The organism is Pseudomonas sp. NFR02 (assembly GCF_900119375.1).
In the GTDB taxonomy this organism is placed as follows: Bacteria; Pseudomonadota; Gammaproteobacteria; order Pseudomonadales; family Pseudomonadaceae; genus Aquipseudomonas; species Aquipseudomonas paracarnis.
The window spans coordinates 276,730-291,066 of the sequence record NZ_FPJJ01000003.1 but is presented as its reverse complement, the minus strand read 5'-3'; the positions used below and the strand labels follow the sequence as shown (position 1 = coordinate 291,066).

General features: G+C 59.1%; 13 protein-coding genes. 11 read left to right on the top strand and 2 right to left on the bottom strand.

Annotated elements, in window-relative coordinates; all coding sequences use genetic code 11:
* Positions 1-23 precede the first annotated feature (23 nt).
* Entirely contained in the window at positions 24-887 is an 864-nt protein-coding gene (locus BT199_RS11700; RefSeq protein ID WP_072434523.1) for a universal stress protein, read from the top strand.
* A gap of 134 nt (positions 888-1,021) precedes the next feature.
* Here BT199_RS11700 and BT199_RS11695 read toward each other — a convergent pair whose 3' ends face one another.
* Positions 1,022-1,489 carry a DUF1289 domain-containing protein gene (locus tag BT199_RS11695; RefSeq protein WP_003190830.1) on the bottom strand — a complete coding sequence of 156 codons (468 nt, stop codon included), beginning with the start codon at positions 1,487-1,489 and terminating at the stop codon, positions 1,022-1,024.
* A 395-nt stretch (positions 1,490-1,884) separates the two neighbouring features.
* Between BT199_RS11695 and acnB the strand changes: the two genes are divergently transcribed.
* The 5 genes from acnB (at position 1,885) to BT199_RS11670 (ending at position 8,499) form a co-directional block, all read left to right on the top strand.
* Positions 1,885-4,494, top strand: coding sequence for a bifunctional aconitate hydratase 2/2-methylisocitrate dehydratase (acnB, locus tag BT199_RS11690; RefSeq protein ID WP_003190828.1), 2,610 nt, complete (start codon positions 1,885-1,887; stop codon positions 4,492-4,494).
* 364 nt (positions 4,495-4,858) lie between these two features.
* Positions 4,859-5,752: an alpha/beta fold hydrolase gene (locus BT199_RS11685; RefSeq protein ID WP_014718333.1), complete on the top strand. Its 894-nt coding sequence runs from the start codon at positions 4,859-4,861 to the stop codon at positions 5,750-5,752.
* A gap of 25 nt (positions 5,753-5,777) precedes the next feature.
* Positions 5,778-7,049 (top strand): glycosyltransferase, encoded by a 1,272-nt coding sequence (locus BT199_RS11680; protein ID WP_072434522.1) that lies wholly within the window; start codon positions 5,778-5,780, stop codon positions 7,047-7,049.
* A gap of 117 nt (positions 7,050-7,166) precedes the next feature.
* Positions 7,167-7,892, top strand: a complete 726-nt coding sequence (locus BT199_RS11675) for an autoinducer binding domain-containing protein (RefSeq protein WP_032902143.1) — start codon at positions 7,167-7,169, stop codon at positions 7,890-7,892.
* A 28-nt stretch (positions 7,893-7,920) separates the two neighbouring features.
* The gene (locus BT199_RS11670) at positions 7,921-8,499 is read left to right on the top strand and encodes an acyl-homoserine-lactone synthase (protein WP_072434521.1); all 579 of its coding nucleotides are present in this window, start codon (positions 7,921-7,923) and stop codon (positions 8,497-8,499) included.
* 52 nt (positions 8,500-8,551) lie between these two features.
* On the opposite strand, the gene BT199_RS11665 is transcribed toward BT199_RS11670, so the two are convergent.
* The gene (locus tag BT199_RS11665; RefSeq protein ID WP_014718329.1) at positions 8,552-9,829 is read right to left on the bottom strand and encodes a serine/threonine transporter; all 1,278 of its coding nucleotides are present in this window, start codon (positions 9,827-9,829) and stop codon (positions 8,552-8,554) included.
* Positions 9,830-10,244: 415 nt separating this feature from the next.
* Here BT199_RS11665 and BT199_RS11660 point away from each other — a divergent pair, with 415 nt between their 5' ends.
* The 5 genes from BT199_RS11660 (at position 10,245) to BT199_RS11640 (ending at position 14,331) form a co-directional block, all read left to right on the top strand.
* Positions 10,245-10,739: a DUF4822 domain-containing protein gene (locus BT199_RS11660; protein ID WP_014718328.1), complete on the top strand. Its 495-nt coding sequence runs from the start codon at positions 10,245-10,247 to the stop codon at positions 10,737-10,739.
* Positions 10,740-10,829: 90 nt separating this feature from the next.
* Positions 10,830-11,243, top strand: a complete 414-nt coding sequence (locus BT199_RS11655) for a hypothetical protein (protein WP_020301515.1) — start codon at positions 10,830-10,832, stop codon at positions 11,241-11,243.
* A gap of 148 nt (positions 11,244-11,391) precedes the next feature.
* Entirely contained in the window at positions 11,392-12,345 is a 954-nt protein-coding gene (locus tag BT199_RS11650; protein WP_014718326.1) for a 2-hydroxyacid dehydrogenase, read from the top strand.
* Between the two features lie 129 nt (positions 12,346-12,474).
* Positions 12,475-13,542 (top strand): phosphotransferase family protein, encoded by a 1,068-nt coding sequence (locus BT199_RS11645; protein ID WP_072434520.1) that lies wholly within the window; start codon positions 12,475-12,477, stop codon positions 13,540-13,542.
* Positions 13,543-13,563: 21 nt separating this feature from the next.
* Positions 13,564-14,331, top strand: a complete 768-nt coding sequence (locus tag BT199_RS11640; protein WP_014718324.1) for an SDR family oxidoreductase — start codon at positions 13,564-13,566, stop codon at positions 14,329-14,331.
* Positions 14,332-14,337: the final 6 nt, after the last annotated feature.

Sequence of the window (14,337 nt, the reverse complement as noted above, 5' to 3'; positions counted from 1 at the left end):
CCGCCCTTTTGGAGATCCCGACCATGCAAGCCATCCGCAGCATCCTGGTGGTCATCGAACCCGAGCATTCGGAAAGCCTGGCCCTCAAGCGTGCCAAGCTGATTGCCAAAGTGACCGACGCGCACCTGCACTTGCTGGTCTGTGACAAGAAGCACGAGCATTCGGCGCTGCTGAGCCTGCTCAAGGAAGGCTTGAAAGAAGACGGCTACAGCGTCACCACCGAGCAGGCCTTGAACGACAGCCTGCATGAAACCATCATCGATGTGCAGCAAGCCGAAGGCTGTGGCCTGGTGATCAAACAGCACTTCCCCGACAACCCTCTGAAAAAAGCCCTGCTGACCCCGGCGGACTGGAAGTTGCTGCGCTATTGCCCGACGCCGGTGTTGCTGGTCAAGACCGCCACCCCCTGGGCAGGCGGCGTGATCCTGGCGGCCATCGATGTGGGCAACGCCGACGGCGAACACCGCTCGCTGCATAATTCGATCATCGACCATGGCTTTGATATCGCCAGCCTCGCCAAAGCGCAGTTGCATGTGATCAGTGCTCACCCCTCGCCCATGCTGTCGGCGGCAGACCCGACCTTTCAGCTCAAGGAAACCATCGAGGCGCGCTATCGCGAGCAATGCAAGGCCTTCCAGGCCGAGTTCGACGTGGACGACAGGCACCTGCATATCGAGGAAGGCCCGGCCGATGTGCTGATCCCCCATATTGCCCATCGCTTGCAGGCGGCGGTGACCATTATCGGCACGGTGGCACGCACGGGGATTTCCGGCGCGTTGATCGGCAATACGGCGGAGGTGGTGCTGGATGCGGTGCAAAGCGATGTGCTGGTGCTTAAACCGCAGACGCTCATGGACCATCTGCAAGAGCTGGCGACCAAGCCCTGACACCGACCTTCAGGCAATGTGGATCAAATGTGGGAGCTGGCTTGCCTGCGATTGCGGTGGGTCAGCTGGCGCATTTGCTCCTGATACACCGCTATCGCAGGCAAGCCAGCTCCCACATTGACCTCGCCAGTCAATTAACCCAGCGCATCTTTCAAGAACCCAGGCGCGATATAGCGCTGGTAATGCGCCTCGGACAAGATAAAGAACTCGCGATCAATGGCATCGCGCAGTTCAGGCAGCGCCCAGTCGCGAAACTCCGGCAACAGCACCATGCCGTACGCCTCCAGGTTATTGATCACCCGGGCCCCACGGGCGATCAACTGGTAGGCCCAACAATACTCGGACTGGTGTGGCACAAAGCGAATCTTGCGTTGCTCCAACTGCCCGCGCAGTGTCTTGGGGTCGAAAACCTCCACTTTGCCGGCCATGACCTGCACCAACAGCTGCTCAAGCCTGAGCCAGACCGCACGCTTTTCTTCTTCGTTATAGCCGTTCCACTGGATCACTTCATGGTGAAAGCGCTTGCATCCACGGCACACGAGATCGCCGTAGACCGTAGAGCACAGGCCGACGCAGGGGGTCTTGATGGTTTGGTTGGGCATGGGCAGCAACACGCAAATCAGCGAAACAGTGCGCCATGTTAGCCCTTTGTCTAAGGTTGATCACCCAGCAAACTTGAGTAGGCAACTTACCTTTAGATTTTTTTTGCCGTAGAATCACCCGGCCTTGTAAGGCGCCAATAATCCGCTGGAAGCTGTTTTCAAAGCGTCACGAGCACAGTCGTTCCTTCAGAACGGTGTTGGCGCAGGTTCGACCCGGTAGGTCAGAGCCCGCGCCAACCCTCATCAGCTCCGTTCTGCAGGCGTAAAACTTTGAAAGCAGCTTCTGTAAGAAATGGCGGCAGCGCTGGCTTTGCGGCCCAAAAAGCCCCCGAGCGCATGCGTGCCGTTCATTTCTGGATGAGCGTCCCGTGGGACCACTGATGAGGGTAATAACTGTGCTTGAAGCCTACCGCAAACATATCGAAGAGCGTGCCGCACTGGGTATCGTTCCCCAGCCGCTTAACGCCGAACAAACCGCAGGCCTGGTCGAGCTGCTGAAAAATCCTCCGGCTGGCGAAGAAGAATTCCTCGTTGACCTGATCACCAACCGCATTCCACCAGGCGTTGACGAAGCCGCTTACGTCAAGGCCGGTTTCCTGTCTGCCCTGGCCAAGGGCGAAGCCACTTCCCCCCTGATCGACAAGAAACGCGCTGTTGAACTGCTCGGCACCATGCAAGGCGGCTACAACATCGTGACGTTGGTCGAGCTGCTGGACGACGCCGAACTGGCGCCCGTCGCGGCCGCCCAACTCAAGCACACCCTGCTGATGTTCGATGCGTTCCACGACGTCGCCGAAAAAGCCCGCAACGGCAACGAGCACGCCAAAGGCGTGATCCAGTCCTGGGCTGACGGCGAGTGGTTCCGCAACCGCCCTACCCTGGCCGACAAGATCAGCCTGCGCGTCTTCAAGGTCACCGGCGAAACCAACACCGACGACCTGTCGCCTGCGCCTGATGCCTGGTCCCGTCCTGACATCCCGCTGCACGCCCTGGCCATGCTGAAAATGGCGCGTGAAGGCATCGTGCCGGACGAGCAAGGCAAGACCGGCCCGATGAAGCAGATCGAAGAGATGCGCGGCCAAGGCTTCCCGATCGCCTACGTCGGTGACGTGGTCGGTACCGGTTCGTCGCGTAAATCGGCAACCAACTCGGTATTGTGGTTCTTCGGTGACGACGTGCCTTACGTGCCGAACAAGCGTGCTGGCGGTTTCTGCTTCGGCAGCAAGATCGCTCCGATCTTCTACAACACCATGGAAGATGCTGGCGCACTGCCAATCGAATTCGACGTTACCAACATGAACATGGGCGACGTGATCGACCTGTACCCGCATGCTGGCAAAGTCTGCAAGCACGGCACCGACGAAGTCCTGACCACCTTCGAAATGAAGACCCCGGTGCTGTTGGACGAAGTTCGCGCCGGCGGCCGTATCCCGCTGATCATCGGCCGTGGCCTGACCGACAAGGCACGCGCTGAGCTGGGCCTGGGCCCTACCGACCTGTTCAAGCTGCCTGAAGCGCCTGTCGACACCGGCAAGGGCTTCACCCTGGCGCAGAAAATGGTCGGCAAGGCCTGTGGCCTGCCAGAAGGCAAAGGCGTTCGTCCAGGCACCTACTGCGAGCCGAAGATGACCACCGTGGGGTCCCAGGACACCACCGGCCCAATGACCCGTGATGAACTCAAAGACCTGGCGTGCCTGGGCTTCTCGACCGACCTGGTGATGCAGTCCTTCTGCCACACCGCGGCTTACCCCAAGCCGATCGACGTGACCACCCACCACACCCTGCCTGACTTCATCATGACCCGTGGCGGTGTATCGCTGCGTCCAGGCGACGGCATCATCCACAGTTGGCTGAACCGCATGCTGCTGCCGGACACCGTCGGTACCGGTGGTGACTCCCACACCCGTTTCCCGATGGGCATCTCGTTCCCAGCCGGTTCTGGCCTGGTCGCGTTTGCCGCCGCCACCGGCGTAATGCCGCTGGACATGCCGGAATCGATTCTGGTGCGCTTCAAAGGCAAGATGAAACCTGGCATCACCCTGCGTGACCTGGTGCATGCCATTCCTTACTACGCGATCCAGGCTGGCCTGCTGACCGTAGAGAAGAAAGGCAAGAAGAACGCCTTCTCTGGCCGCATCCTGGAAATCGAAGGCCTGAACGACCTGACGCTGGAACAGGCTTTCGAGCTGTCCGACGCCTCGGCTGAACGTTCGGCTGCCGGTTGCACCATCAAGCTGTCCAAAGAGTCCGTCACCGAGTACCTGAACTCCAACATCACCCTGCTGCGCTGGATGATCGGCGAAGGCTACGGCGATGCACGCACCCTGGAACGTCGCGCCCAAGCGATGGAAGCCTGGGTTGCCAACCCGGAGTTGATGGAAGCCGATGCCGACGCCGAATATGCCGAAATCATCGAAATCGATCTGTCGGAAATCAACGAGCCGATCCTCTGCGCGCCAAACGACCCGGACGACGCCCGTCTGCTGTCCAGCGTCGCTGGCGAGAAGATCGACGAAGTGTTCATCGGTTCGTGCATGACCAACATCGGTCACTTCCGCGCTGCCGGTAAGCTGCTGGAGCAGGTCAAGGGCCAGTTGCCGACTCGTCTGTGGCTGTCGCCGCCGACCAAGATGGACGCTCACCAACTGACCGAAGAAGGCTACTACGGCATCTACGGCAAGGCTGGCGCACGTATGGAAATGCCAGGCTGCTCGCTGTGCATGGGCAACCAGGCACGCGTTGAGCCGAACTCCACCGTCGTGTCGACCTCGACCCGTAACTTCCCGAACCGCCTGGGTGATGGTGCAAACGTCTACCTGGCATCGGCTGAGCTGGCTGCCGTGGCCTCTACCCTGGGCCGCCTGCCAACCGTCGAAGAGTACATGGGCTACGCAGCGAAACTGGACACCATGGCCAGTGACGTCTACCGCTACCTGAACTTCGACCAGATCGCTGAGTTCCGCAAGATCGCAGCAAGCGCCAACATCCCGGTGATTCAAGCCTAACGGTGTGTTGATGTGAAAGGCGCCGCGTATCGCAAGGTACGCGGCGTTTTTTTGCGTGCGCCAAAAGGGTAACGGATGTCAATCCAGGCTCCCGCTCCCCCTTAAAGAGTTGTATCAGACTGAAAAGTACTGGCCGCCGACAGCCTTTGCACGACGACCTACCAGATCAGGTAGTTGTCCCTCTACGCCTTGAAGGCTAAAACTCTCTACACCCTGACGCCTGTATCACGGAACCCACCAGCTCTGGATGTACTTCGCGCTGTAAGCCGTACCCCTTAATAAAAAAAACAAACCCTGCCCTCGACACCCAAGCCCGGTGCCAGGGGCGCTCTCGCCTGTTTTTTGTGCTGACTGGAGGTGTGTTATGTCGCGTAGCCAATATGTGATCAAGAAAATCTTCAAGCATTATTCGGTGTCGGTGGAACACATCGGCGATGCGCCTGATAGAAAGAACGTCCTGTTGGTCAACGGCGCCATGGCGACGACGTCGGCCTTTGCCCGTACCAGTAAATGCCTGGCCGAACACTTCAACGTGGTGCTGTTTGACTTGCCGTTCGCTGGAAACTCCCGCGCTCACAACCCTGACCGGTGCTTGGTGACCAAGGACGACGAAGTCCAAATCCTGCTGGCATTGATCGAGCGCTTCAACATTCACCACTTGGTTTCCGTGTCCTGGGGTGGCCTGTCCACCCTGCTGGCACTTGCCAAAAATCCAGACAGCGTTGAAAGCTCAGTGGTGATGTCGTTTGCGCCTGGCCTCAACGCGCCGATGCTCGATTACGTCAGCGGGGCGCAGGCACTCATGGCCCGGGATGACAACGCAGGGATCGGCCATTTGCTCAACCAGACGCTGGGCAAGCATCTCCCGGCTCGACTCAAGACCGCCAATCAACAGCATATGGCGCAGTTGATCAACGCCGAGCAGCATCAAGCGCGCTTCCATATCGAACAGGCACTCAAGCTCAATGAAGGGGCCTACTTGCCGCAACTCTTGAACATTGACAGTCATGTGCACTTCCTGAATGGCGCCTGGGACGAATACACCAGCGCCATGGACGTGCAGTCCTTCAAGCAGTACATCCGCGATTGCAGCTTCTCCATTGCCCAGAGCAGCGGACATTTTCTGGACCTGGAGTCCAAGGCCGCGGCCAACGGCGTGCACCGCGCGTTGCTCGGGCATTTGCTGAGGGCATGCGATGCCCAGCCAGGGGCGTTTTGCGAGCAGTCGGCTCAACGAGCGCGGCTGAGCTTTGCCTAAATACTCTTCAACAAGGACGTAGATGATGCGAGTAATCATGGTTGCCATCGGCTCGGCCGGTGACGTTTTTCCCTTTATCGGCCTGGGGGCTGCCCTGACTGTGCGCGGTCATCAGGTCACCTTGTGCAGCATGCCGACGTTTCAGCGCGCCATTGAGGCGCAGGGGCTGAACTTCGTGCCGTTATGCGATGAGGCGACCTACAGCGCCGCCATGGGCGATCCCCTATTGTGGGACCCGAAGACCTCATTCGCCGTGTTGTGGCAAGCCATCGCCGGCCTGCTGGAACCCGTCTACGACTATGTAACCACTCACAATGCCGACGATACGGTGGTTGTCGGCTCACTATGGGCCTTGGGTGCACGTATCGCCCATGAAAAATACGGCATCCCTTATCTGTCCGTCCAAGTGTCGCCATCCACGTTGCTTTCTGCACATTTGCCGCCCGTGCACCCCACCTTCAATGTGTCGCGGCGCTTGCCATTGACTCTGCGCAAGCTGCTCTGGCGCGGGATCGAATACCTGAGCCTGGACCGTACCTGTGCTCCCCAAATCAACGCACTACGCCACAAACATGGGCTACCAGGCGTGGTGAAGAACATCTTCAGTCAATGGATGCATGCGCCCCAAGGGGTGATATGCCTGTTCCCCGAATGGTTCGCCCCCGCACAGAAAGACTGGCCACAGCCTTTGCACATGGCCGGTTTCCCTCTGTTCGACGGTGGCGCCCCTGGGCTCGATGAGCCCACACGAGCCTTTCTGGTTGCCGGAGCGCCCCCTATTGTCTTCACTCAAGGCTCCACTGAGCACTTTGACCAGCAGTTTTATCGTTTCGCCCTGGCAGCGCTGCACAGGGTCGGTGCCCGCGGCATTTTTCTGACCGGTGATCGACCGCTCTTCACGGACCTGCCGCCCACCGTGATACAGCGTCCGTTTTTGCCGATGAGTTCGCTGTTGCCCCACGCGGCCGGTCTGGTCCACCCCGGCGGCATTGGCGCCATGAGCCAGGCGCTGGCGGCCGGCATTGCGCAGATTGTGCTGCCTATCGCTCATGACCAGTTCGATAACGCCGAACGCCTGGTGCGCATGGGATGCGGCATACGCCTTGCCCTACCGTTAAACAAACAGGACCTGGACGATGCGATCACAACGCTCTTGCACGACAGCCGGCTGCAAACGGCCTGTCGTCGAGCGAGCAGCCTGATGCCATGCGACGCTGCCTCTTGTGAAACAGCGGTCAACGCCATTGAGCAGTGCCACGCGCGGCATTCAATGCCTCGCCTGCGCCAGGCCTCATAAACCACGAACGTCCAAGTGTAAGCACCGTGCCAGAGCGGTCGGGAAGCCTCGGCAAAGTTTGACAGAAATAGCTTGTGGGCTAGATTGCCAAGAATGCAGTAATCGAGGCGACTGTCCATGGAGAAGGAAAACGACCTCATTCGTTGGTGGGATTGCTTACGCATCGAGATGTGCAAGCAACAGGATGAGACTCAAGTGTTAGCGCTTCTGGAGCGTGAAGTGTTGCAACTGGGGTTCGAGTACTACGCCTATGGCGTACGTCACCTGACCCCTTTTACACGCCCCAGAACCGAGATATGCGGGTCCTACCCCGCAAGCTGGCTGGCACATTACGAGAAGCAAAACTACGCGGCTGTCGATCCGTCAATCCTTAGTGGCTTGCGCTCTACCGAGATGGTGGTATGGAACGACGCACTGTTTGATAACAGCCGCACGCTGTGGCAGGAAGCTCGGGACTGGGGCTTGTGCATCGGCGCCACACTGCCGATTCGAAGCCACGACCGTTCACTGCGGGTACTGTCCGTGGCTCGGCGCCAAGACATTATTTCGCAGGCTGAAAACAACGAAATTCAAGTGCGCCTGCGCTGCATCCTTGAACGGGTGACACTGCGCCTGACAGACCTGGGTGATAGCGAACGCGCCCACCAATCGGTCTGCCTGAGCCGGCGTGAGCGGGAGATCCTGCAGTGGACCGCCGACGGCAAGAGCTCAGGAGAAATCGCGCTGATCCTCACTATTTCCGTCAACACCGTAAACTTTCACCTCAAAGCCATTCAGAAGAAATTCGGGGCTGGCAACAAAACACTGGCGGCAGCCTACGCCGCTGCACAGGGCCTTATCTAGGGCCCGACAATTGCGATAAGGACGTCCAATGATCAGCATCATCACCCGTCGTCACCATGAACTGTCTGCAACGCTTGAGGACGACCTGGGCCGCTACCGACACGAAGTTTTCATCCAGCAATTGGGCTGGCAACTGAATTCCACGCACGCCCGGCCCCAACGCGAATTCGACCAGTTCGACCACGCGGATGCTCGTCATATCCTCGCCCTGGATGCCGAGCACCAAGTCTGCGGTTGCGCGCGGCTCTTGCCGACCACGCAACCTTATCTGCTGGCGCAAGTGTTCGGTTTTCTGTGCGACCAGCCAACCCCGCGAAGCAGCGACACCTGGGAGGTGTCGCGTTTTGCCGCGCGCGCGCTGGAGGAAGGCACCTTACCGATGCGCGTCTGGTGGAACAGCCTGAACCATGCCTGGAGCCAGGGCGCCAATCGGGTAGTGGCGGTGACCACACCCGCGCTGGAACGTTATTTTCTCAGGCATGGCGTGCAGTTGAGCCGCCTCGGTTCTCCGCAACGCGTGAATAAAGACCATGTGGTAGCGCTGAGTTTTCCGGCCTGGCAGAAAAACGGCCAAATCGCGTTACACGCAGAGTCGGCCGTTGCCTAGCGATGGGTGATCCCCACCTGTGCTTAAAGCCGGGGCATCGGCTGCGAACGCCTCAGGGAATCAGCGAGTAAATCAGTGAGGAAATGGCCACCAGACCGACCAGCGTCACGAACACATTCGAGGCCTGCCCCCGGTACTTGGCCATGGCCGGGACCTTGCGGATCGCGTACATCGGCATCAGGAACAGTATCGACGCGATGATCGGCCCGCCCAGGGTCTCGATCATGCCAAGGATGCTCGGGTTGAGCGTGGCGACGATCCAGCACACCACCAACATGAAGGCGGCGGTCATGCGGTCCAGGGTCTTGGGTGCCGGGCGGCGGCCAGTCTTGACCACCAGGCCCTTGAGGCCCTCGCTGGCGCCGATGTAGTGGCCCAGGAACGACTTGGCAATCGCCACGAACGCAATCAACGGTGCGGCAAAGGCAATCGTCGGGTTATCGAAGTGGTTGGCCAGGTACGACAGGATCGACAGGTTCTGCGCTTTCGCTTCGGCCAACTGCGCGGGCGACAGGGTCAGCACGCAACTGAACACGAAGAACAGCACCATCGCCACCATCAGCAAGTGCGCGCGGGACAGGATCTGCGAGCTGCGCTCGTCGGCGTGTGCGCCGTACTGGCGCTTCTGGTCCACCGCGAAGGCCGAGATGATCGGTGAATGGTTGAACGAGAACACCATCACCGGAATCGCCAGCCACAGCGTGTTGAGCAGCGCCGAGGGTGCCGGCACTTCGCTGGCGGTGCTGAGAATGCCGCCATTCCAGTGCGGTACCAGGTACACCGCCAGGAACAGCAAGGCCACAATAAACGGGTACACCATCAAGCTCATGGCCTTGACGATCACTTGCTCACCGCAACGCACCACGGCCAGCAGACCCAAGATCAACACAAACGCCAGGATGGCCCGGGGCGGCGGCAGGATATGCAGCTGGTGCTCCATGAAGCTGCTGACGGTATTGGTCAGCGCCACGCTGTAGATCAGCAGGATCGGGAAGATCGCAAAGAAGTACAGCAAGGTGATCAGTGCACCGGCCTTGATACCGAAATGCTCTTCAACCACGTCGGTAATGTCGGAACCTTCACGGCCGGACAGCACGAAACGGGTCAGCCCACGGTGGGCAAAGAACGTCATCGGGAAGGCCAGCAACGCCAGGATCACCAGCGGCCAGAAGCCCCCCAGGCCCGCGTTGATAGGCAGGAACAAAGTACCGGCGCCAATGGCGGTACCGAATAGCCCGAGCATCCAGGTAGTGTCCTGGCGGCTCCAGCTTGTGAGCGTTGCAGGTGTCGTTGCATAGCGTTCGTCGACGCTATTGGCCTGATCATTCATCCGGTGGGATCTCCGCATTCACACGGCCAGCACGAGTCAGAAAAACCTGACAGGCAGCGCCCTGGCCGAAACAAGGGCCGGATTGTCCGGGATTCTCTTGGAGAAGCAAAGACTTAGCTGAGGAATGGTTAGGCGGAGCAGCTGTTCATGTGGCCGCCCCCGTGAAGGTTTTGGATGGCTGAGACGTCGTACAAACATTACGTCTTAGTTTTAATAGGCCACCTATTGCGAGAAGAGTCCGACAACAAGTTCGGAAGCAGCCCGCTTCAAAATCATATTCTTAGTCATACAACCCCTCAACTGTTACAGGACCATACATAGCTATTGAGCACGCGCAAATTCACACACTAATATCTTCGCGCACTGACCGACAAAGACGATAACAACACTTAACCAACCAGTAAGGAGTTTGATAATGCGAAGATTCACCCTTGCTTTTACCGGCCTGTTTTTCGCGGGTTTATTAGGCGCGCCGTCAAGTTACGCGAAACCGGTTGAGGCTGATGTTCGTGCCCTGGCCTCTTCGCCTCAATGGTTGACCACCAAGGTGTATATAGAGGGCGAGCCAGAAAACGACGTCAAGGCCAAATACCCCGGCGTGGTCGGAATCTCAATGTGGGACCCGCAACGCAATCGTTACGAATTTTTCTACACCGATACAGGGCGCTCGAAACACCCTGATGGCGGGGGCGGTTATTTCCTGGTCACTGGCGACAAGCAGACCCACATCCTGGTGCCCGACCTTGGCCCGCATCGCACCATCGTCAGAAGGCTGGAAAAATTGGACAACACCGAATTCACCTATTCTCGTGAAGTCCCTCGCGACATGGTAGCGACCAACCCTCCCGTTAGAATCTATGTGGTACATGCGCCTTACACGGGACCAATAAAGACTCAGATGTCAAACTAGTTAAACACCCCATTTATATCCAGCCATAAAAAACCAATAACAAACGAGGCACTTGTGATGAATCCATACGCTTCATTCAGATATCAACTCATGCCTGCACTGCTGGTAGCCGTACTGTTGCCCAGCGCAACCACGGTACAGGCCAACACGACACTGCCCACCAAAAGCATCGCCGCCACGTCCGATAACACCGTCATGTTGACCGTGTTTCTTAAACACGATCAATCACGCCCGCTGGGCGAATTGAAAGCCCAACTGGCCAAGCAGGAATTTCACAAGGTCTTCCCGCCGGAAGGTGTCGAAGTCGTCAGTTGGAATATCACCATGGGCATCGGGCAAGTCATCGTGCTGCGTTTACCGGCGTCTCGCCTGGCTCAAGTCAACCTGGCCATCGAGAACACGGCGTGGGGTGTCTACAAGACGGAATTCTTCCCGACCTACGATTTCATGCCGATCGCACAAAGAGAGCGGGCCCAGGCACGGCAACCGGGGACTACTCAGTAGCTGGCGCGACAGCGAAGGAGCCTGGGTGCGCGGGTTTGGGTTGCGCAGCCAGGTTTGACGTATCCGGAAATCTTGCAGGAGGTCAGCGCAATAACGGGTAGGTTCGGCGCATACTCATGCTCTCAAACCCTTCAGGAAGAGCCTTGCGATGCCCACCACTGTTCTGGTCCTGGTTGAAACCATCAACGAATACCTGCAAATCATCGAGAGCAACGACTTTCATGTGATCCTGGCGCCGACGCCTACTGAACGCGCCCAAGCAATCAAGACCCATGGGGGGCAGATTCAGGCCGTGCTGACCCGCGGGCCGCTTGGGCTGTATGCCGAAGAGATCGCCGCGTTGCCATTACTGGAGATCATCTGCGTGATTGGCGCCGGCTACGAACATGTGGACCTGCAAGCGGCAAGCAACCGCGGGATAGTGGTGACTAACGGTGCCGGCGTGAACGCACCCTCGGTGGCTGATCACGCCATGGCGTTGCTGTTGTCACTGGTGCGCGGGATTCCTCAGACCGACGCCGCTGTTCGCCGCAGCGAGTGGCCGAAGGTCATGCGCCCTTCCCTGGCCGGCAAACAACTGGGCATTCTCGGGCTGGGGGCCGTGGGCATGGAAATCGCCAAGCGCGCCGCCCTCGGGTTTGGCATGGAAGTGAGCTATCACAACCGCCAACCTCGCGATGACGTGGATTACACCTACTGCTCAACGGCCGTCGAACTGGCGCGCACTTCGGACTTCCTGATCCTGGCCACGCCCGGTGGGGCCGGCACTCGCCATCTGATCGATAAACATGCGCTGGATGCGTTGGGGCCCAATGGCTATCTGGTGAACATCGGCCGCGGCAGCGTAGTGGTGACCGCCGACCTGGTCGCCGCGCTGGAGCAGCGCCGCATCGGCGGCGCCGCGCTGGACGTGTTTGACGATGAGCCTGCAGTGCCCGATGCCCTCAAGCGCCTGAGCAATACCGTGCTGACGTCCCACGTGGCCGGCCTGTCCCCGGAAGCGGCCCATGACACGGTGCAGCGCGTCGCTGATAACCTGGTGGAATACTTTGCCGGCCGCCCCGTGCTTACACCGGTGGCCTTGCCAGCGCCTGCAAAATGACCGATCAGGCACGCTGATCACCCTTCAACACGCTAACCTATTAAGCCGCCCCGGCCTTGTCGCTGGGCGGCTGTGCGCATTAGATTAGGAAATAGTCCAAGGCCTTTAGAATAAGCAGAAGGGATAAGCATGGCGCTGAACGACCAATCGACCCAGATTCGCCCAGGCGAAGAACTTGATGCCAGCCTGATCGATCCCTACCTCAAAGCTCATATTCCGGGCCTGAGCGGTACCGTCAAAATCAGCCAGTTCCCTGGTGGCGCGTCGAACCTGACTTACCTGCTGGAATACCCCGACCAGGAATTTGTGCTGCGTCGCCCGCCGTTTGGTCACAAGGCCAAGTCTGCCCACGACATGGGCCGCGAATACCGCATTCTCAACCAGCTCAAAGATGGCTTTCCGTACTGCCCCAAGGCTTATGTGCACTGCACCGATGAATCGGTGATCGGCGCCGAGTTCTATGTGATGGAGCGCGTCAACGGCATCATCCTGCGTTCCGACCTGCCGGCTGAGCTGGGCCTGGACGCCACCCGCACCGAGGCCTTGTGCAAGAGCTTTATCGACAAATTCGTCGAACTGCACCAGGTCGACTACCACGCCTGCGGCCTGGCCGACCTGGGCAAGCCCGAAGGCTACGTGGCGCGGCAGATTCGCGGCTGGGGCGAGCGCTATGAAAAAGCCCTGACGCCCGATGCGCCAAAATGGGAGGCGGTACGCGCCTGGCTCGACGACAAGATGCCAGCCGATCATCCCACCTCCAGCATCGTGCACAACGACTACCGCTTCGACAACGTGATCCTCGAGCCGCACAACCCGATGCAGATCATCGGTGTGCTGGACTGGGAGCTGACCACCCTGGGCGACCCGTTGATGGACCTGGGCAACACCCTCGCCTACTGGATCGAGGCCGCGGACCCGGCGCCGGTGCAACTGATGCGCCGCCAGCCGAGCAACGCCCCCGGCATGCTCACCCGCCGCCAGTTTGTCGACTACTACGCCGAGCGCTCCGGCATCCAGATCGACAATTTCGATTTCTATTACACCTACGGCCTGTTTCGTCTGGCCGGGATTGTGCAGCAGATCTACTACCGCTTCTTCCATGGCCAGACCCAGGACAAACGCTTCGCGCAGTTCATCCACATGAACAAACTGCTGGAGCAGATGAGCCTGAATGTCATCGGCAAATCAGCGCTCTGAGTGCAACTACAAGGAACCCTCATGTCCAAGACCAACCTGTTCGACCTCGATGGCAAGATTGCGTTTGTTTCCGGCGCCAGCCGTGGCATCGGTGAAGCCATCGCCAAGTTGCTGGCCCAGCAAGGCGCCCATGTGATTGTCTCCAGCCGCAAGCTGGAGGGTTGCCAGCACGTGGCCGATGCGATCATCGCCGAGGGCGGAAAAGCCACGGCCATTGCCTGCCATATTGGTGAAATGGAGCAGATCACCCAGGTGTTCGCCGGCATTCGTGAACAGTTCGGCCGCCTGGATATCCTGGTCAACAACGCTGCCACCAACCCGCAGTTCTGTAATGTACTGGACACCGACCTGGGCGCATTCCAGAAGACCGTTGACGTGAATATCCGTGGTTACTTCTTCATGTCGGTGGAAGCCGGCAAGCTGATGCGCGAGAACGGCGGCGGCAGCATCATCAACGTGGCCTCGATCAACGGCATCTCGCCGGGCGTGTTCCAGGGCATCTACTCGGTAACCAAGGCCGCCGTGATCAACATGACCAAGGTGTTTGCCAAGGAATGTGCGGCCTTTGGAATCCGTTGCAACGCGCTGCTGCCGGGCCTGACCGATACCAAGTTTGCCTCGGCGCTGGTCAAGAATGATTCCATCCTGAAAATGGCCCTGGCCCAGATCCCGCTCAAGCGCGTGGCCGACCCCAGCGAAATGGCTGGCGCGGTGCTGTACCTGGCCAGTGATGCGTCGAGCTATACCACTGGGGTTTCGCTGAATGTGGACGGTGGTTTCTTGTCCTGACGCCCC

Coding starts and splice junctions, on each gene's coding strand:
- BT199_RS11700 (WP_072434523.1), top strand. CDS start 24: ATGCAAGCCATCCGCAGCATCCTGGTGGTCATCGAACCCGAGCATTCG.
- BT199_RS11695 (WP_003190830.1), bottom strand. CDS start 1,489: ATGCCCAACCAAACCATCAAGACCCCCTGCGTCGGCCTGTGCTCTACG.
- BT199_RS11685 (WP_014718333.1), top strand. CDS start 4,859: ATGTCGCGTAGCCAATATGTGATCAAGAAAATCTTCAAGCATTATTCG.
- BT199_RS11680 (WP_072434522.1), top strand. CDS start 5,778: ATGCGAGTAATCATGGTTGCCATCGGCTCGGCCGGTGACGTTTTTCCC.
- BT199_RS11675 (WP_032902143.1), top strand. CDS start 7,167: ATGGAGAAGGAAAACGACCTCATTCGTTGGTGGGATTGCTTACGCATC.
- BT199_RS11670 (WP_072434521.1), top strand. CDS start 7,921: ATGATCAGCATCATCACCCGTCGTCACCATGAACTGTCTGCAACGCTT.
- BT199_RS11665 (WP_014718329.1), bottom strand. CDS start 9,829: ATGAATGATCAGGCCAATAGCGTCGACGAACGCTATGCAACGACACCT.
- BT199_RS11660 (WP_014718328.1), top strand. CDS start 10,245: ATGCGAAGATTCACCCTTGCTTTTACCGGCCTGTTTTTCGCGGGTTTA.
- BT199_RS11655 (WP_020301515.1), top strand. CDS start 10,830: ATGCCTGCACTGCTGGTAGCCGTACTGTTGCCCAGCGCAACCACGGTA.
- BT199_RS11650 (WP_014718326.1), top strand. CDS start 11,392: ATGCCCACCACTGTTCTGGTCCTGGTTGAAACCATCAACGAATACCTG.
- BT199_RS11645 (WP_072434520.1), top strand. CDS start 12,475: ATGGCGCTGAACGACCAATCGACCCAGATTCGCCCAGGCGAAGAACTT.
- BT199_RS11640 (WP_014718324.1), top strand. CDS start 13,564: ATGTCCAAGACCAACCTGTTCGACCTCGATGGCAAGATTGCGTTTGTT.